This is a genomic window from Streptosporangium becharense (assembly GCF_014204985.1).
Lineage (GTDB): Bacteria > Actinomycetota > Actinomycetes > Streptosporangiales > Streptosporangiaceae > Streptosporangium > Streptosporangium becharense.
In genome coordinates, this window is record NZ_JACHMP010000001.1 from 1,770,601 (window position 1) to 1,788,085 (window position 17,485).

General features: G+C 73.4%; 13 protein-coding genes. 7 read left to right on the forward strand and 6 right to left on the reverse strand.

Annotation, left to right across the window (positions count from 1 at the left end; genetic code table 11):
* Positions 1 to 124: 124 nt before the first annotated feature.
* The 6 genes from F4562_RS07580 (at position 125) to F4562_RS07605 (ending at position 8,203) form a co-directional block, all read left to right on the forward strand.
* Entirely contained in the window at positions 125 to 2,641 is a 2,517-nt protein-coding gene (locus tag F4562_RS07580) for a carboxylate--amine ligase/circularly permuted type 2 ATP-grasp protein (protein WP_184541999.1), read from the forward strand.
* The gene (locus tag F4562_RS07585; RefSeq protein WP_184542002.1) at positions 2,641 to 4,428 is read left to right on the forward strand and encodes an N-acetylglutaminylglutamine amidotransferase; all 1,788 of its coding nucleotides are present in this window, start codon (positions 2,641 to 2,643) and stop codon (positions 4,426 to 4,428) included. Before F4562_RS07580 ends, F4562_RS07585 begins: the two co-directional genes overlap by 1 nt.
* Positions 4,428 to 6,323 carry a S9 family peptidase gene (locus F4562_RS07590; RefSeq protein WP_184542004.1) on the forward strand — a complete coding sequence of 632 codons (1,896 nt, stop codon included), beginning with the start codon at positions 4,428 to 4,430 and terminating at the stop codon, positions 6,321 to 6,323. The genes F4562_RS07585 and F4562_RS07590 overlap by 1 nt, the downstream gene beginning before the upstream one ends.
* Positions 6,324 to 6,537: 214 nt before the next feature.
* Positions 6,538 to 6,747, forward strand: coding sequence for a hypothetical protein (locus F4562_RS07595; protein ID WP_184542006.1), 210 nt, complete (start codon positions 6,538 to 6,540; stop codon positions 6,745 to 6,747).
* Positions 6,740 to 7,348: a C40 family peptidase gene (locus F4562_RS07600; protein ID WP_184542008.1), complete on the forward strand. Its 609-nt coding sequence runs from the start codon at positions 6,740 to 6,742 to the stop codon at positions 7,346 to 7,348. The genes F4562_RS07595 and F4562_RS07600 overlap by 8 nt, the downstream gene beginning before the upstream one ends.
* 18 nt (positions 7,349 to 7,366) lie before the next feature.
* Positions 7,367 to 8,203, forward strand: coding sequence for an LLM class flavin-dependent oxidoreductase (locus tag F4562_RS07605; protein WP_184542010.1), 837 nt, complete (start codon positions 7,367 to 7,369; stop codon positions 8,201 to 8,203).
* A 15-nt stretch (positions 8,204 to 8,218) separates the two neighbouring features.
* Here the strand turns inward: F4562_RS07605 and F4562_RS07610 are convergent, their stop codons facing one another.
* The 4 genes from F4562_RS07610 to F4562_RS07625 all read right to left on the reverse strand — a co-directional run bounded on the left by F4562_RS07610 (position 8,219) and on the right by F4562_RS07625 (position 13,966).
* Positions 8,219 to 9,379 carry a hypothetical protein gene (locus F4562_RS07610; RefSeq protein ID WP_311734013.1) on the reverse strand — a complete coding sequence of 387 codons (1,161 nt, stop codon included), beginning with the start codon at positions 9,377 to 9,379 and terminating at the stop codon, positions 8,219 to 8,221.
* Positions 9,380 to 9,493: 114 nt separating this feature from the next.
* Complete coding sequence (locus tag F4562_RS07615; RefSeq protein ID WP_184542768.1) at positions 9,494 to 12,475, reverse strand: bifunctional [glutamine synthetase] adenylyltransferase/[glutamine synthetase]-adenylyl-L-tyrosine phosphorylase; 2,982 nt, start codon at positions 12,473 to 12,475, stop codon at positions 9,494 to 9,496.
* A 115-nt stretch (positions 12,476 to 12,590) separates the two neighbouring features.
* A complete protein-coding gene (locus F4562_RS07620; RefSeq protein WP_184542012.1) occupies positions 12,591 to 13,025 on the reverse strand; it encodes a hypothetical protein in 435 nt (144 codons plus the stop codon).
* Positions 13,026 to 13,264: 239 nt separating this feature from the next.
* Entirely contained in the window at positions 13,265 to 13,966 is a 702-nt protein-coding gene (locus F4562_RS07625; RefSeq protein WP_184542014.1) for a type 1 glutamine amidotransferase, read from the reverse strand.
* A 115-nt stretch (positions 13,967 to 14,081) separates the two neighbouring features.
* Between F4562_RS07625 and F4562_RS07630 the strand changes: the two genes are divergently transcribed.
* A complete protein-coding gene (locus F4562_RS07630) occupies positions 14,082 to 14,945 on the forward strand; it encodes an alpha/beta hydrolase (RefSeq protein ID WP_221207081.1) in 864 nt (287 codons plus the stop codon).
* An 80-nt stretch (positions 14,946 to 15,025) separates the two neighbouring features.
* Here F4562_RS07630 and F4562_RS07635 read toward each other — a convergent pair whose 3' ends face one another.
* Positions 15,026 to 15,751 carry a hotdog fold domain-containing protein gene (locus F4562_RS07635; RefSeq protein ID WP_184542016.1) on the reverse strand — a complete coding sequence of 242 codons (726 nt, stop codon included), beginning with the start codon at positions 15,749 to 15,751 and terminating at the stop codon, positions 15,026 to 15,028.
* A gap of 299 nt (positions 15,752 to 16,050) precedes the next feature.
* Positions 16,051 to 17,412: a gamma-glutamylpolyamine synthetase GlnA2 gene (glnA2, locus tag F4562_RS07640; RefSeq protein WP_184542018.1), complete on the reverse strand. Its 1,362-nt coding sequence runs from the start codon at positions 17,410 to 17,412 to the stop codon at positions 16,051 to 16,053.
* Positions 17,413 to 17,485: the final 73 nt, after the last annotated feature.

Below are 17,485 nucleotides of genomic sequence, written 5' to 3' on the forward strand. Positions count from 1 at the left end.
GCGGCCCTTCGTGTGTGCTTCGTCTCTCTGCCGTCTTCGTACGGCCGCTGAAGTGCGAAAGCTCTTTCTTTGGGAAGAGAGCGAAAAATCCGTGTAAAGCGGCGCACTTCTGGAGTGGTGATCAATGGCGGGTCTCGCGGGACCGATCGCGGTAGGTGTCGAGGAGGAGTTCCATGTCGTCGACCTCGACACCCGGCATCTCGTACCCAGGGCCGGTGTCCTGCTGGAGCAGTTGCCGGCGGACCGGTTCACCCACGAGCTGCAGCGTTCGGTGGTGGAGGCCAACAGCAGGCCCTTCGTGCGGTTGGAGGACCTCGGGCACGACCTGACCGCGCTGCGCCGCACCGTCATCGGCGCGGCCGACGGGGTGGGCCTGGGGATCGCGGCGGCCGGGAGCGTGCCGCTGGTGGACCTGGAGGCCCTGAAGATCTCCCCGGACCCCCGCTACGAGCAGATGCTCGCCGACTACCAGCTCCTCACCCGCGAGCAGCTGATCTGCGGGACCCAGGTGCACGCCGAGGTCGACAACCGCGACCTGGCGGTGGCCGTCGCCCACCGGCTGGCCCCCTGGCTGCCCCCGCTGCTCGCGCTGAGCTCCAGCTCGCCGTACTGGCTGGGGTCCGACACCGGGTACGCCAGCTACCGCCCGCTCATCTGGCAGCGCTGGCCCACCACCGGGCCGGTGGCCGCCTTCTCCTCGGCCGCGGAGTACGACCGGGTGGTCGGCGAGCTCGTGCGCTCAGGGGTGATCACCGACCCCGGCATGATCTACTTCGACATCCGGCCCTCGGCGCATCTCCCCACCGTGGAGCTGCGGATATGCGACGGCTGTCCCCGGGTGGACGACGTCGTGCTGATCGCCGGGCTGTTCCGGGCCCTGGTGGCCCGGGAGCTTGAGGCGGTCCAGCGGGACCCCGGCCGCACGGTCCGGCTGGAGATGGTCCGCGCCGCGACGTGGCGGGCGGCGCGCTCCGGCCTGGAGGGCGAGCTCGTCGATCCCACCGAGGGCGTCCCGCGACCGGCCGCCGAGGTGATCCGGCGGATGCTGGAGGACCTGCGGCCCCACCTGGAGGAGGCCGGCGACTGGGAGATCGTCACGTCCCTGGCCTCCGACGCGCTGGCGCGGGGCAGCTCCTCGGCCCGCCAGCGGCGGGCCTTCGCCCGCGGCGGCCGGCTGTCCGACGTGGTCGACCTCATCCTGACCGAGACCCGGTCCGAGGAGTGGGAGACCGCCTTCGGCGGGCCGACGCCGCGGATGCGCACCGGCCTGCTCGACGGTTACGACGCCCCGGGTGACGAGGTGGTCATCGAGGGCACGGTGCGCGAGCCCTACCAGCCGGTGCTGCGGGTCCTCGACCGGCTGGGGGCCGGCGGTCTGCGCGAACGGGAGCTCCGCCGTGACTGCTTCCAGCGCGACAACGGCATGACCTTCCAGGTGGAGGGCGAGCAGGAGGGACGGATCATCCCGTTCGACCTGGTCCCGCGGCTGGTCCCGCCCGGTGAGTGGGCCGGGATCCGGCAGGCCCTGCCGCAGCGGGTGCGGGCACTGGAGGCGTTCCTGCGCGACGTGTACGGCGAGCGCCGGGTCATCCGCGACGGTGTGCTCCCGGCCTGGGTGGTCGATGAGTCCCCCGGCTACCGGGAGACCGGGCGGCGGGTGCCGCGTGACGCCGTACGCTGCGTCGTGGCCGGGCTCGACCTGGTCAGGGACGACGTCGGCCGGTGGGCGGTGCTGGAGGACAACCTGCGGGTGCCGTCGGGCATCGGGTACGCCGTGGCCAACCGGCGCCTGATGGAGGACGCCCTGCCAGAGCTCGCCCCCGGCGAGGGGTTCGCCGACCCGCGCGAGGCCCTGGGGACGCTGCGGGAGGCGCTGCTGGCCGCGGGCGCGGACGGTTCGCGGACCATCGCCGTGGTCTCCGCCGGACCGGGCGACTCCGCCCACTACGAGCACCGGATGCTCGCCGAGGAGATGGGGGCGGTGCTGGCCGTTCCGGAGGACCTCACCGTCAGGAACGGCTACGTCGAGGTCGCCGGGCGCCGGATCGACGTGATCTACCGCCGGATCGATGAGGAGGACCTGCTCTCCGGCCCCGCCGGCGCGGACGTCCTGGACGCCGTGGAACGCTCCGCCGTCGTCCTGGCCAACGCGCCGGGTAACGGCGTGGCCGACGACAAGTGCCTGTACCGGTACGTGCCCCGCCTGATCGAGTACTACCTGGGCGAGCAGCCGCTGATCGACAACGTCACCACCTACCTGTGCCGCGACCCCGACGACCGCGAGCACGTGCTCGACCGGCTGGCCGAGCTGGTGGTCAAACCGGTGGACGGGTTCGGCGGGCAGGGCGTTGTCGTCGGGCCCGACGCCTCCCGTGAGGAGCTCCGCGAGGTCGCCGAGACGATCCTCGCCTCGCCCGACGGGTGGGTCGCCCAGGAGACGGTCCGGCTGTCGACCCACCCGGCCTTCGACGGGGAGCGGCTGAGCCCCCGCGTCGTCGACCTGCGGGCGTTCGTCTGCTTCGGGGAGAGCCCGGTGGTGCCCCCGGCCGCGCTGACCCGGGTCGCGCCGGCCGACAGCATGATCGTCAACTCCTCCCAGGGTGGAGGCGCGAAGGACACCTGGCTGGCGGAGGAGGACTGATGTGCGGACTGAGCGGTGAGATCCGGTTCGACGGGCGCGCGGCCGACATCGGCGCCGTGGGCCGGATGACCGATGCGATGCACGAGCGCGGCCCCGACGGGTCGGGGCTGTGGTCGCAGGGACCGGTGGCGCTCGGCCACCGGCGGCTGAAGATCATCGACCTGTCCGACAAGGCCGCCCAGCCGATGGTGGACAGCGCGCTCGGCCTGGCGGCGGTGTTCAACGGCTGCCTGTACAACTACCGGGAGCTGCGCGAGGAGCTCCGGGCCGAGGGGTACCGCTTCTTCTCCACCTCCGACACCGAGGTGCTGGTGAAGGCGTTCCACCGCTGGGGGCCCGACTGCGTCGGCCGTTTCACCGGCATGTTCGCCTTCGCCGTCCTCGAACGGGACACCGGCCGGCTGACGCTCGGCCGCGACCGGCTGGGTATCAAGCCGATGTACGTCGCCCGGGACGCCGAGCGGCTGCGTTTCGCCTCGTCGCTGCCGGCGCTGCTGGCCGGCGGAGGGGTCGACACCGACATCGACCGGGTGGCCCTGCACCACTACATGACCTTCCACTCGGTGGTGCCGGCCGAGCGGACGATCCTCACCGGGGTGCGGAAACTCCCCCCGGCCACCGTGCGGACCGTCGAGGCCGACGGCACGACCGCCGACCACTGCTACTGGCGGCCGCCCTTCACCCGCTCGGCCCTGCCCGAGTACGCCGGGCTGACCGCCGGCGAGTGGCACGAGGCCGTGCTCGACCGGCTGCGCACGGCGGTGCGCAGGCGCATGGTCGCGGACGTCCCCGTGGGCGTGCTGCTCTCCGGCGGCCTCGACTCCAGCATGATCGTCGCGTTGCTGGCCGAGGAGGGGCAGCGGGGACTGTCGACCTTCAGCATCGGGTTCCAGGCGGCGGGCGGCGAGTCCGGGGACGAGTTCGCCTACTCCGACCTGGTGGCCGAACGGTTCGGCACCGACCACCACCGCATCCCCGTCGACGACTCGCGCCTGCTGCCCGCCCTGGAGCACGCGGTGGGGGCGATGAGCGAGCCGATGGTGAGCCATGACTGCGTCGCCTTCCACCTGCTGTCGCAGGAGGTCTCCCGGCACGTCAAGGTCGTGCAGTCCGGCCAGGGCGCCGACGAGGTGTTCGCCGGCTACAGCTGGTACCCGCCGCTGGCCGGGGTGGCGCGTGAGGAGGCGGCCGGCGTGTACGCCGGGGAGTTCTTCGACCGGCCGCACCACGCCCTGGCCCAGATCCTGACCCCCGACTACCTGGTGGACGAGGACGTCAGCGGCGCGTTCGTCCGGCGCCACCTGGCGGCGCCCGGCGCCGACACCGCGCTCGACGCGGTGCTGCGCCTGGACACCTCCGTCATGCTGGTCGACGATCCCGTCAAGCGCGTGGACAACATGACGATGGCCTACGGGCTGGAGGCCCGGACCCCGTTCCTCGACCACGAGCTGGTCGAGCTGGCGGCGGCCTGCCCTCCGGAGCTGAAGCTCGCCCACGGCGGCAAGGGCGTCCTGAAGGAGGCCTCCCGGGGTCTGCTGCCCGCCGAGATCGTCGACCGCCCCAAGGGGTACTTCCCGGTGCCCGCCGTCCGGCACATCCACGGGCCCTTCCTGGAGCTCGTCCGCGACGCGCTGACCGGCCCGGCCGCCCGCTCCCGCGGCCTGTTCGACCGGGCGTACGTGGACAGGCTGCTCGCCGCGCCCGACGAGCACCGGACGACCCTGGGGGCCAACGCGCTGTGGCAGGTTGGACTCCTGGAGCTGTGGTTGCAAGCGCGAGGAGTCTGATGTCGGAGATCGTCGGCACCCGTCCCCATCCGCCGGCGGGCACGGGTCGCACCGCCTGGAGCTGCTGGGCGCCCGCCCTGGCGCCCGACGCGGGCGCCGTCGCCTTCGTCAGCGACCGGGACGGCTCGCCGCGCGTCTGGGTCCGGCCCCTGGGACGGGACGCGCGGGCGTGGCCGGTCGACACCGGCCCGGAGCCCGTCGCCGACGTGAGCTGGTCGCCCGGCACCGGGCGGCTGGCCGTGCTCGTCGTCCCGGGCGGCGGGGAGCACACGCAGGTCTGGACGGTCCGGCCCGACGGCGGTGACCTGCGTCCGCTGGCCGCACCCGAGGGCGGATCGGCGTCGTTCGTCCGCTGGACCGGGCAGGGGGACGTCCTGCTCGTCGCCGAGGTCTCCGCGTCGGGCCGGACCGAGGCGGTGCTGGTCGACGCGGCCTCCGGCAACCGGGAGGTCGTCGCGGCCGGGGTGCTGACGCACCCGGCGTCGGTGAGCCGGGACCACCGGCGGATGCTGCTGCGGCGCGGCCCGCGCGGGGTACGGCGGATGTACCTGGCCCCCATCCCGGCGGGGAGACCCGCGGCCACCGGCCCGGCCCGGAGCGGCCCGGCTCTCCCCGGCGCCTGCGGTCTTCCGGACGGGCACGCGGGCGACCCGCCGGGCCCCGGGGAACACCCGTTGCTGGCGGGGCTGCCCGGCTCCACCGACCACGGCGTCCTGTCCCCCGACGGGACGACCGCCTACCTGCTGTCCGACGCCGGCCGTGACCGGGCCGCGCTGCTCGCGGCGGGTGCGGACGGTGAGGTCACCGTGCTGTCCGAGCGGCCGGACGCCGAGCTCGACCGCTTCGCGCTGAGCGCCGACGGCCGCCGCGCGGTGCTGGTCTGGAACGTCTCCGGCCGGTCCGAGCTGGAGCTGGTGGAGACGGGCGCCGGTGTGGCGCGCGCGCTCCCGCCGCCGCCCGCCGAGGTGGTGTCCTCGGTCAGGATGTCCCTGGACGGCCGCCTGGCCGTGCTCGCGGCCGAGGGACCCGACCTGCCCTCCCATGTCCTGCTGTGTGATCTGCAGACCGGCGGTTACCGGCGGGTCGAGGGAGCCGGGCGGCTCCCCGGCGGGGCCGGGACCGAACTGCTGCGTTTCCCGGCGCGCGACGGCGTGGAGCTGACCGCCTGGCTTCACCCGGTCCCGGGAGTTCAGGCTCCGGCCCCTTTCGTGGTCTATCTGCACGGCGGCCCGGAGAGTCAGGAGCGGCCCACCTTCAACCCGTTGTTCCGGGCCCTGCTGGCCGCCGGGATCGGGGTGCTCGCACCGAACGTCCGCGGCTCGACCGGGTTCGGGCGTGCCTTCCGCGACGCCGACAACCACGCCCGCCGCTTCCGGGCGATCGACGACGTCGCCGACTGCGCCGCCGAGCTGGTGCGGCTCGGCGTCGCCGACCCCGCTCGGATCGCCTGCATGGGCCGGTCGTACGGCGGCTACCTGACGCTGGCCGCCCTCGTCACCCACCCGCGCGTCTTCCGGGCCGGGATCGACGTCTGCGGCATGGCCGACTTCGCGACCTTCTACGAGCGGACCGAGCCGTGGATCGCCGCGGCGGCCGTCAGCGAGTACGGCCACCCGGTCGCCGACCGCGAGCTGCTGCGGGCCCTGTCGCCCCTGCACTCCTTCGACCGGCTGACCGCTCCGCTGCTGGTGGTGCACGGCGCCCGCGACACCAACGTCCCGGTCCACGAGGCCGAGCAGGTGGTCCGGGCGGCACGGGGACGCGGGGTGACCTGCGACTACCTGCTGTTCGAGGACGAGGGGCACGAGATCCGGCGGACCGTCAACCGGGAGACCTTCATCGGGAACGTCGTGCGGTGGCTCGAACGGCACCTGGTCGCCCCCTCCCCGGCGTGACGCCGCCGGCCGGCGGTTCCGCAGGACCCGGTCGGCCCGCGCACCGGCCCGATTCCGCGGGAGCCGGCCGGCCCTTGCACCGGCCTGGTCCCGCGGGGCCCGCCCGACTGGTTGGACATACCGCCTGAACTGCCCATCAAGTCAGTCAATAGTGCATCACAACCGGTTCCTCCTATGAATGGTGCGTAAGAGACCGCATCTCCGGGAGATCATCGTGTTCCGCACCGCCGCAGGCGTCACCACAGCCGTCGCCGTCGTCCTCTCCTCGCTCGTCGCGTGCACCGCCGGCGGCGAGGTGTGCGCCGCCGGGGGCGATACCACGAACGTGGCCGCCGCGGCGGCCACCAAGGGACCGAAGAGCCCCGGAGCCGGTACCTCGACACGGAAGCCGAAGAAGAAGTTTGACATCGACGACTGTGACTGACGCCCCCGTGACGCGGACGACGAGCGTGGGATCCGCCCACCGCCGCCGGTTCGCGGTCGCCACCGCGCTCCTGACGGTTCTCACGGTCGCCGTCTCCTCCGCGCCGGTCCTGCCCGCCTCCCTCAACCGGATCACCGTCATCGCGTACGCGATCGAGGCCGGCCGGCACCAGCCGGGCTGGTGGGGCGGGCGGATCCCGTACTCCTGGGGCGGCGGTCACGCCGAGACCCCCGGCCCCTCTTTCGGCACCTGCCAGGGTTACCGGGGCTCGATCCGGCCCTGCCCGGCCACCAGCACCCTCGGCCTCGACTGCTCCGGCTTCGCCCGCTGGGTCTACCACCTGGCCTACGGGCGCGACGTGCTCGGGCCGGGCAACACCGACGACCACGTCAGGCGGCTCACGAGGGTCCCCGCCGCGGCGGCCCGGCCCGGAGACCTCGTCTTCTACGGCACGGTCGGCCGCGACGAGATCAGCACCCACCATGTCGGCGTCTACGTCGGCCAGGGCAGAATGGTCAACGCGTTGAGAACCGGGACCGAGATCCGGATCGACCCGGTGACGGTCATCGAGGACTTCGCCGGCTACTTCCGCTACCTGTGAAACCCCGTTAGGAGAGAAATGCGCCTGGGCGTCATGTTCGACCGAGGTCTTGCCCCCGAGACACTCATCCCGTTCTGCCGCCACCTCGACGAACTGGCGGTGGAGGACGTCTGGGTGGTGGAGGATCTCGGCTGGACCGGGGCGATCTCCTCGGCGGCCACCGCCCTCGCCGTCACCGAGCGGCTCCGCGTCGGCATCGGCATCGCCCCCGCCCCGTTGCGCAACCCGGCCCTGCTCGCCATGGAGCTCGGCAACCTGGCCCGGGTGCATCCGCACCGGCTCGCGGCCGGCATCGGGCACGGGGTCCAAGACTGGATGCGTCAGGTCGGTGCCCTCGCCCCCTCGCCGCTGGCGCTCCTGGAGGAGACGATCACGGCGGTGCGCGGGCTGCTCCGCGGCGAGACGGTCACGCTCCAGGGCCGGGCGGTGCACCTGGACGGAGTCGGCCTGGTGCATCCCCCCGCCGACCCGCCGACCGTCCTGGCCGGCGTGATGCGGCCCCGCTCACTGGAGCTGTCGGCGCGGGTGGCCCAGGGCACGATCCTGCCCGAGGGGACCGGCCCCGACCGGGTCGAGGAGGTCCGCGAGCTCGTCGGCGGGGACGACCACGAGCTGGTGCTCCTCACCCACCTGTACGTGGGCGAGGACGCCTCCGTCGGCGCCGCCCTCGCGGCGGACTCCGCCGCCTTCCTGGGGATCCCGCCCCAGGACGTCACCCAGGCGGTGGGCTCCCCCTCGGCGGCGGCCGACGCGGTCAGGTCCCTGTGGGAGGCGGGCGCCGACACGGTGGTGGTCCGTCCCTTCGGGCCCGACCCGCTGCCCCAGGTCGAGCTGCTGCTGGCGGAGCTCCGCTAGAAGGCGCGTCCGCGGCTACGGACGGTGGCCGCGGACGCCGGTCAGCCGGCGCAGCACGTCCCACCAGAACGAGGCCCCGAACAGCAGCGCGACCACGGTGACCAGGTAACCGGGCCAGTGCCCCGCAGTGGTGAGCCGGTCCCACCAGGCGGCGCCGTTCCAGCGGAAGGACGGGCCGCCCGAGCCCTCGGGCGGGATCGCGACGCTCACCACCGCGTGGTCGAAGATCTTCACCAGCGCCGGGGAGCTGAGCGCCTCGGTCACGCACGCGTACGGCTCGGCGGGGCCCGTCCCGCCTCCGGCGCACCTGTCGCGCAGCGCGGCGTACCCCTCCTGCCCGCCCCCGGCGATGGCGACCACCCCGGCGCGGTAGGCGTTGTCACGCAGCAGGGTCTTGCCGTACTCCAGCGAGTCCATGCTGAACAGCAACGTCAGCAGCACGCCCAGCGCGAGGAGCACCCACCTGACGTAGCGGGCGTACAACCCGGACAGGCGCTGCATCTCACCGTCGAACCAGCTCTCCACGCCCTTGCGGAAACGCTGCATGTCGCGCTGGGCGCCTTCCCAGACGCCCCTGAGGTGCCCGGCCAGCGGGCTGCCGACGGCTTCCAGCTTGGCCAGCAGCCCCTCCACGCCGTCGCCTTCGGCGGCGACCAGCTCCAGCACCGCCCCGGAGAACCGCTCGGGCGGGATGTAGGCGATGCTGGTGCGGGCCCCCTTGGGATGGTCGATCTCCTGGAGCCGCTCGTACAGCCGCGCGGTCATGTCGACCGGCGACACGGACCCGGCCTCCGGGCCGGGCCGGTCACCGGCCGGATTCGCGGACACCGGATCCGCGGACAACGGCCCGGCGGGCACCGGATCCGCGGACAACGGTTCGACGGGCACCGGTTCGACGACGGCCGGGGCCGGGTCGGGGCTGTGCACCGGCCGCGGATCACGCCGGGAGAAGGGAAGCCTGGCGAAGACGTCGGCGATCCTCGCCGGGATCCACGACCCGCCGTCCGCCGAGCCGCCGTCCAGCGTGTCGCGCAGGTAGGCCCACAGGAACTTGCTGCGGATCCCGAGCAGCCGGACGATCCCCTCGTTGACCCCGCTCACCAGGAGCGACAGCAGGAGGAACGCCAGGACCAGCCCGATGGCCAGGTCGATGTAAACCGATATCAAAAGGATCACCCGGACCGTTGATACACGCCCGTACCGGGCACCGCAACGCGATCGGCGAAACCGGACGACTCCGGCGTCCTTCCCCGCGCGGGCGCCCCGCCCCGGCGCGCTCTCCCACGCGGGTCAGTCGTCGTAGAAGACGCGCTCCACGACCCGGCGGGCGCGGCGGGTGGCGCGGCGGTAGTCGTCCACGAAGTCCTCCGTCCCGTCGGGCGGGTAACCTAGCGCCCGGGAGATGAGCGTGCGCTCGCGGGCGTCCACCGGGATGGAGTCGGCCGCCCTGCCCCGCACCAGCATGATGGCGTCGCGGATGCGTGAGGCGAACCGCCAGGCGTCGGCGAGCACGGCCTCGTCGGCCTCCGCCAGCAGGCCCTCCGTCACGGCCGCACCCAGCGCCTCCAGGGTCCGGGTGGTCCGTAGCGACGGCAGACGCCCGGCGTGCCGGAGCTGGAGCAGCTGGGCCGTCCACTCCACGTCGGACAGCCCGCCGGGGCCGAGCTTGGTGTGCAACGCGGGGTCGGCGCCGCGGGGCAGGCGCTCGGCCTCCATCCGGGCCTTGAGCTTGCGGATGTGCAGCACCGCGGAGTCGGGGATGCCCTCGGCCGGGTAGCGCAGCGGATCGGCCAGGTGGAGCAGTCCGGTCCCGAGCTCGACGTCCCCGGCGGAGACCCGGGCACGCAGCAGCGCCTGCGCCTCCCAGGGCGACGACCAGCGCCCGTAGTAGGCGGCGTAGGAGGCGAGGGTGCGGACCAGCGGCCCCTGGCGGCCCTCCGGCCGCAGATCCGGGTCGATGAGCAGCGGCGGGTCCGGGGCGGGCAGGGCCAGCAGGCGGCGCAGCTCGTTGGCCACCGCGAAGGCCGCCTCGGTCGCCTCGCGCTCCGGCACCCCCGCGAGCGGCGAGTGCACGAACATCACGTCGGCGTCGCTGCCGTAGGAGGACTCGAATCCGCCCAGGCGTCCCATCGCGATCACCGCGAACCTGGTGCCCACCGGGGTGCGGCGCTCCATCTCGACCTTGCCGACCGCGGCGTCGAGGGCGGCCTGGATCGTCACGTCGTTGAGCGCCGACAGCGCCCGGCCGACCTCCTCGATGCCGATGACCCCGGAGAGGTCCGCGACGGCGGTGCGCAGCAGCTCCCTGCGGCGCAGCCCGCGCACCGCGGCCACCGCGCTCTCCGCCTCCCCCGGATGGCGGCCGACGACGGTGCGCGCCTCCGACAGGAGCGCCCGGGCGGGCCGGGGGACCAGCTCGGCGTCGGAGCCGAACATCGACACCGCCTCGGGCGCGTTCATCAGCAGCCCGGTCACGTAGCGGCTGGTGCCGAGCACCCTGGCCAGGGTGGCGGCCACGGCGGTCTCGTCACGCAGCAGCCGCAGGTACCAGGGGGTGGCGCCGAGCTTGTCGGAGACCTGGCGGAAGCCGAGCAGTCCCGCGTCGGGGTCGGGTGCGTCGGCGAACCAGCCGAGCATGACCGGCAGCAGGGTCCGCTGGATCGCCGCGCGGCGGGACACGCCGCTGGTCAGCGCGCCGATGTGGCGCAACGCCCCGGCCGGGTCGGCGTACCCCAGCGCCTCCAGGCGGGCCTGGGCCGCCGCGGCGGAGAGCCGGGCCTCCGACTCGGGCAGCCGGGCCACGGCCTGCAGCAGCGGCCGGTAGAACAGCTTCTCGTGCAGGCGCCGCGCCTCCACGGCGTGCCGTTTCCAGCGGGCGGTGAACTCCCCCACCGGGTCGGCGGTCATGCCGAGGCTCCGGCCGAGACGGCGCAGGTCGGCGGCCTCCTCGGGCACCACGTGCGTACGGCGGAGCCGGTGCAGCTGGATGAGGTGCTCGACCCGGCGCAGGAACGTGTACGCCTCGGCGAGCGCCTTGGCGTCGTCCCGGCCCACGTAGCCGCCCCGGGAGAGCGCGGCCAGCGCGGGGAGCGTGGCGCGGCGGCGCAGCAGCGGGTCGAGGCGGCCGTGGACGAGCTGGAGCAGCTGGACGGCGAACTCGATGTCGCGCAGCCCGCCGGGGCCCAGCTTGAGCTGGCGCTCCGCCTCCCCGGCCCTGATGTGGGCCTCCACCCGGCGGCGCATGGCCTGCACGTCCTCGACGAACTTCTCGCGGGTGGCCGCCTGCCAGACCATCTCGTTCATCGCCTCGACGTACTGCCCGCCGAGCGCGGTGTCGCCCGCCACGGGCCGGGCCTTGAGCAGCGCCTGGAACTCCCACGTCTTGGCCCAGCGCCGGTAGTACGCCTGGTGGCTGGCGAGGGTGCGGACCAGCGGCCCGGCCTTGCCCTCCGGCCGCAGCGCCGCGTCGACCTGCCACAGCGACCCCTCGGGGGTGGTCGCCGAGCAGGCGCGCATCATGCCCTGGGCCAGCCTGGTGGCGAGCTGGACCACCCGGTGCTCGTCGACGGCCCCGTCCGCGTCCTCACGCGGTTCGGCGACGAAGACGACGTCGACGTCGCTGACGTAGTTGAGCTCGCGTGCCCCGCACTTGCCCATGCCGATGACGGCCAGTCGCACCGCCCCCGCCTCCGGATGCCGGGACCGGGCGACGGCGAGCCCCGCCTCCAGCGCCGCCGCGGCCAGGTCGGACAGCTCGGCGGTGACCTCGGCCAGCGAGGCGGCGCCGGTGACGTCACGCGCGGCCAGGTGGAGCAGGCGGCCCCGGTAGGCCACCCGCAGCGCGGACAGGGTGGCGACGGAGTCGTCGGCGGCCACCGGCTCCGCGTCGCCGGGGTCGGCGCCGACCGCGAGCAGCAGCTCCGCCCGGAGCTCCGCCGCCGCCGGGCTCTCCACGGCCGCCGCCCCGCCGAGCAGGCGCCGGTGCTCCGGGTGCCGGACGACGTGGTCGCCGAGCGCGGCGCTGACGCCGAAGACCCCGAGCAGCCTGGCCCGCAGGCCGGGATCGGCGCGGAGCGCGCCGAGGACATCGGGGTCCTGCTCGGCCAGCCGGTTGAGCGAGGTCAGCGCCAGGTCGGGATCGGCCGTGCCGACCAGCGAGCCGAGCAGGGCGACGTCTCCCGCGGCCTCGGGGCCCAGTTCGTCCAGCAGGCGCTCGGCTCTCGCCCCGTCGGCGAAGCCGAGCCGGGCCAGTCTCCCGGCGGTCGTCTGCATCCGCGGCGCGGCGTCCACCGACCCTCCTCGTCCTCGATCACACGCACGGGCGGTCTCCCCCATTTCTACCCCGGACGATCAGGGACGCGCGATCCGGCGGCCGTCCCGGCGTGGGTCACCGCCCGTCGGCGGTCTCCTCCGGGTGTGAGGAGGAGTGTGCGGATCCGGGGGACCAGTGCACGAACCAGCGCAGAGCCGGCAGGAGCCGGCGGAAAGGCGCCAGGAGCCGGCGAAGGGGTGCTGAGAGCCGGCTCAGCGGCCGCAGGAGCGACAGGAAAGGCCGCAGCAACCGGGAGAAGAGAAAAGCCACGAGCAGAGGGAACAGCTGAGAGAGCCCGTCGGCGATCTCCACGGCGTCCAGCGAGCGTAGAAACCAGCACCAGCCCCGGTGTCCGTCGATCCGCCCGAGCACGAGCCCGACGGGCAGCATCACCGCCATCACCCCCGGCGCCACAGCGATCGCCCACGGTGACGTCCAGAACGAAGCGATCGCCCCCAGCCCGACGAAGAACCCCCACTGCAACGCCAGGCCGCCCAGGAGGGAGCCCATGCCGCCCTCCGACCGGACGTGGCGCGCGAGGCACGACCTCTCCCGGCACACGTCCGGCAGAGAGGTGTCGAGAGGTACCTCGGGCCCGGCCGCGGGCGTTCCTGAACCGCCGGCGGGCTCCTCCGGGTCCCGCGACACGGATTCCTCGCTACGGCTCAGAGGGGGGATCTCATCACTCATGCCGCCGGTATACCATGATCGTCTTGGAGCTCACCGGCCGATCACTTGTCGGGAGCCGGTCAGCCGCCCGCCGCCACCCGGGCGAACGCCTGTGCCAGCGGTCGCCAGGCGGCGATGAGACGTTCCTCGGCGGCCTTCACGCCCGCGTTGAGGTCGTCGACGCAGTGCCCCAGGTCGGTCAGATGGTCGGCCGTCCCGGCCGTCCAACCGGCGAAGATGTCCGGGGTCGCCTCCGGGTGGAACTGCACCGCCCAGGCCCGCTCCCCCAGCCGGTACGCCTGGTTGGGGTAGGGGTCCCCGGTGACCAGCGGCACCGCGCCCGGGGGGAGCTCCGTCATCGCGTCGCGGTGGTACTGCACGGCCGGGGCGGGCCCGAGCCCGGCGAACAGGGGGTCGGCCGCCGCGGCGGGCAGCGGCACGACCTCGGCCGCGCCGACCTCCAGGCCGGGACCGCCCCGTTCGACGGCACCTCCGCACGCGAGCGTCATGAGCTGGGCGCCCAGGCAGATCCCCAGCGTCGGCACGCCCTCCTCGAGGCAGACTCTGATCAGCTCGCGGGTGGCGGGCAGCCAGGGGAACCGCTCGTCCTCCCAGGCCGCCGCCTCACCGCCGAGGACGATCAGCCCGTCCGCGGCCCGGCCGGGCACCGTCTCCCCCAGATACGGCCGGACGACCTCGCACACGGCACCGGTCTCGGCCAGCCACCCGGCGAAGAACCCCAGACCGGCGTCGGCCTCGTGCTCGATGACGGTGATTCTCATGCAATGAATTATGGGCGGAAATCGGGCATGCTCCGGCACCGGAACCCGACGATCCAGCACCGGTCCGGCGGGTGGCAGACTGGCCCTTTCCCAGCCGATCCCCGAGGAGACCCCCTTGAACCCTGTCTTCGGCGACGTCGAGGTCCCCGGCGGCGCGATGCGCGTCGCCCGGTTCGGCACCGGCCCGCGTGTCATCGTGGCCGTGCACGGCATCACCGCCTCGCTGATGTCCTGGACCGGTGTGGCGCGCCACCTGCCCACCGAGTGGTCGCTGGTCGCGATGGACCTGCGCGGCCGCGGCCACAGCGCCGGGCTGCCCGGCCCGTACGGCCTGCCGCGGCACGCCGAGGACGTGAACCTGGTCGCCCGCTCGGTGGGGGCGGAGGCCGGCATCGTGCTGGTCGGCCACTCGATGGGCGCCTACGTCACCGCCCTCGCCGCGGCCGGGCACGACTACGCCAGGGTGGTGCTGGTCGACGGGGGCCTGCCGATGCCGTTGCCCGCCGGCGCCGACCCCGACGCGGTGCTGGAGAGCACGCTCGGCCCGGCCATCGACCGGCTGAGCCGGAACTTCCCGACCGCCGACGCCTACGTCGACTTCTTCAAGGCGCACCCGGGCTTCGCCGGGGCCTGGTCCGCCGAGGCGGAGGAGTACGTCCGCTACGACGCGTCCGGCCCACAGGGGGCGGTGCGCTCCCGGGCACGGGAGGAGGCGGTCCGCCAGGACGGCCGGTGGATGCTCACCGAGGGGGAGGCGATCGGCGCCGCGCTGGGCTCGATCACGTCCCCGCTGTCGCTGCTCCGTGCCCCGCGGGGGCTGCTGAACCAGCCGGTCGGCATGATGCCCGACGAGCTGGCCGCCGCCTGGACCGCGCGGCTGCCCGCGCTGGAGGACGAGGTGGTCGACGACTGCAACCACTACACGATCCTCTTCGACGACCGCTGCGCCAAGCTGCTGGCCGAGCGCTTCACCCGCTGAGGGTCCGGGCCCCACGCCCGCACGGCGACGCCCTCCCCCGCCGGAGCGGGCCGGGGAGGGCGGGGAGGCGGAGCGGAGGATCAGGCGGGGGTGACCCAGGTGGCCTTGGCCGTGGCGACCAGGGTGCCGTCGACCTCGTAGAGGGCACTCTCACCGAAGAGCTTGCGGCCCTCACGCCCGGTGGCGCGGGCGACCACGGAGTAGGTGCCGCCGGGGTAGATCCGGCGGTGCACCCGGGCGGTCAGCCGGCCGAGCAGGGCGGACTCACCGGGGCCGAAGTGTGCCCAGCCGGTGGCGCAGTCGAGGGCGGACCAGACGATCGCGTCGGGTACGACGCCGTCGGCGTCGGTCACGGTGAACGGCACCCGCCAGCCGGCGGCGACCAGGTCGGTGCCCGGCACCTGACCGGGGAAGATCCGCAGCCCGTCGCCGGGCTCGCGCAGGCCGCAGGCGAAGCAGCCGGGGAAGGCGTGCTCGATGAGGCCGGCGAAACCGCGCTCGGCCCGCGCCGCCTCGTTGAAGGGCACGAAGGCCGGGGCGTCGAACCGCTCGGCGACCGTGATCGCCTCGACGAGCAGGGTGTCGTCGTGAGTGAGGGTGGCGGTGTTGGCCAGGTGCCGCAGGGACAGCTCGGCGTCGAGCGGGGTGGGTGCGTGCAACGTGACCTCGACGGCCGAGTCGTGCCGGGCACCGTGCAACGCCTCGGCGACCGTACCGGCGATCCAGCCGCCGTTCGCGATGCCCTCGGGCCCGCGGAAACGCGCGGGGACGGTCAGCACCGTCTGCAGCTCGGCAGCCGTCGTCATGCCACACCTCCTGTCGCCTAAGCGGCGATTAATCCTCGGAAATCATGCTAAACGGACAACCAATTTTACCGGAGTGCTTGTACATACAGCCAACTCGGGGTCGATGACGCTTCCATCAGCTGGCGGTGACGCAGGTATGACGTTCCGGCGGAGGCGACACAGTACACGCCCCATCTTGATCCGTCACGGCTTTTCCGGTATCCGGCCGCCATGACATACGCCACCGCCGGGCTCGGCGGGAAAGCCGTGACCGGCGGGAGCCCGAGACGCCCGAAACTCCCGCCGGGGCCGGCCGCGGACTACAGAACCGGCAGGTAGCGGCCCAGTTCGAACTCGGTGACCTGGCGGCGGTAGTCGTTCCACTCGCTGCGCTTGTTGCGCAGGAAGTAGTCGAAGACGTGCTCGCCCAGGGTCTCGGCGACGAGCTCGCTGCGCTCCATGACCGTGATGGCCTCGTCCAGCGACTGCGGCAGCGGCTGGATGCCCAGCGCCCGCCGCTCGGCCGCGGTGAGCGCCCAGACGTCGTCCTCGGCGCCGGGCGGCATCTCGTAGCCCTCCTCGATGCCCTTCAGCCCGGCGGCCAGGATCACCGCGAAGGCCAGGTAGGGGTTGCAGGCGGAGTCGAGCGACCGGAACTCGATGCGGGTGGAACCGCTCTTGTGCGGCTTGTACATCGGCACCCGGACCAGGGCGGAGCGGTTGTTGTGGCCCCAGGAGACGTAGCTGGGCGCCTCGCCGCCGGCCCCGGCGATCGCCTCGGCGCCGCCCCAGAGCCGCTTGTAGGAGTTGACCCACTGGTTGCAGACGGCGGTGATCTCCGCGGCGTGCGCGAGCAGGCCGCCGATGAAGGACCGGCCGATCTTGGAGAGCTGGTACTCCGCGCCGGGCTCGTAGAAGGCGTTGCGGTCACCCTCGAAGAGCGACATGTGGGTGTGCATGCCGGAGCCGGGGTGCTCGGTGAAGGGCTTGGGCATGAACGAGGCCCAGATGCCCTGCTCCAGCGCGACCTCCTTCATGACCAGGCGGAAGGTCATGATGTTGTCGGCGGTGGTGAGGGCGTCGGCGTAACGCAGGTCGATCTCCTGCTGGCCCGGGGCCCCCTCGTGGTGACTGAACTCCACCGAGATGCCCATCGACTCCAGCATCATGATCGCATTACGCCGGAAGTCGTGACCCGAGCTGTGCGGGGTGTGGTCGAAGTAGCCGCCGTCGTCGATCGGCTCCGGACGCCCGCCGCGCTCGGGGCGGTTCTTCAGCAGGAAGAACTCGACCTCCGGGTGGGTGTAGAAGCTGAAACCCATGTCGGAGGCCTTGGCCAGGATGCGCTTGAGCACCCAGCGCGGGTCGGCGTGGGACGGGGAGCCGTCGGGCATGAGGATGTCGCAGAACATGCGGGCCACCCCGGGCGTCTCACTGCGCCAGGGCAGGATCTGGAACGTCGACGGGTCGGGCTTGGCGAGCATGTCCGACTCGTAGACCCGGGCGAACCCCTCGATCGCCGAGCCGTCGAAGCCGATGCCTTCGGCGAAGGCGCCCTCAAGCTCGGCGGGGGCGATGGCCACCGACTTCAGGAACCCGAGCACGTCGGTGAACCACAGCCGGATGAAACGGATGTCGCGCTCCTCGAGGGTGCGGAGAACGAACTCCTGCTGGCGGTCCAAGGCTTCTCCTTCGTTCCGGCGCGGTGCGACACGCCTGACGGTCTTTCAGTTTGCCCGCTCGGTGTTTCGCACA

Coding starts and splice junctions, on each gene's coding strand:
- F4562_RS07580 (WP_184541999.1), top strand. CDS start 125: ATGGCGGGTCTCGCGGGACCGATCGCGGTAGGTGTCGAGGAGGAGTTC.
- F4562_RS07585 (WP_184542002.1), top strand. CDS start 2,641: ATGTGCGGACTGAGCGGTGAGATCCGGTTCGACGGGCGCGCGGCCGAC.
- F4562_RS07590 (WP_184542004.1), top strand. CDS start 4,428: ATGTCGGAGATCGTCGGCACCCGTCCCCATCCGCCGGCGGGCACGGGT.
- F4562_RS07605 (WP_184542010.1), top strand. CDS start 7,367: ATGCGCCTGGGCGTCATGTTCGACCGAGGTCTTGCCCCCGAGACACTC.
- F4562_RS07615 (WP_184542768.1), bottom strand. CDS start 12,475: ATGCAGACGACCGCCGGGAGACTGGCCCGGCTCGGCTTCGCCGACGGG.
- F4562_RS07620 (WP_184542012.1), bottom strand. CDS start 13,025: ATGGGCTCCCTCCTGGGCGGCCTGGCGTTGCAGTGGGGGTTCTTCGTC.
- F4562_RS07625 (WP_184542014.1), bottom strand. CDS start 13,966: ATGAGAATCACCGTCATCGAGCACGAGGCCGACGCCGGTCTGGGGTTC.
- F4562_RS07635 (WP_184542016.1), bottom strand. CDS start 15,751: ATGACGACGGCTGCCGAGCTGCAGACGGTGCTGACCGTCCCCGCGCGT.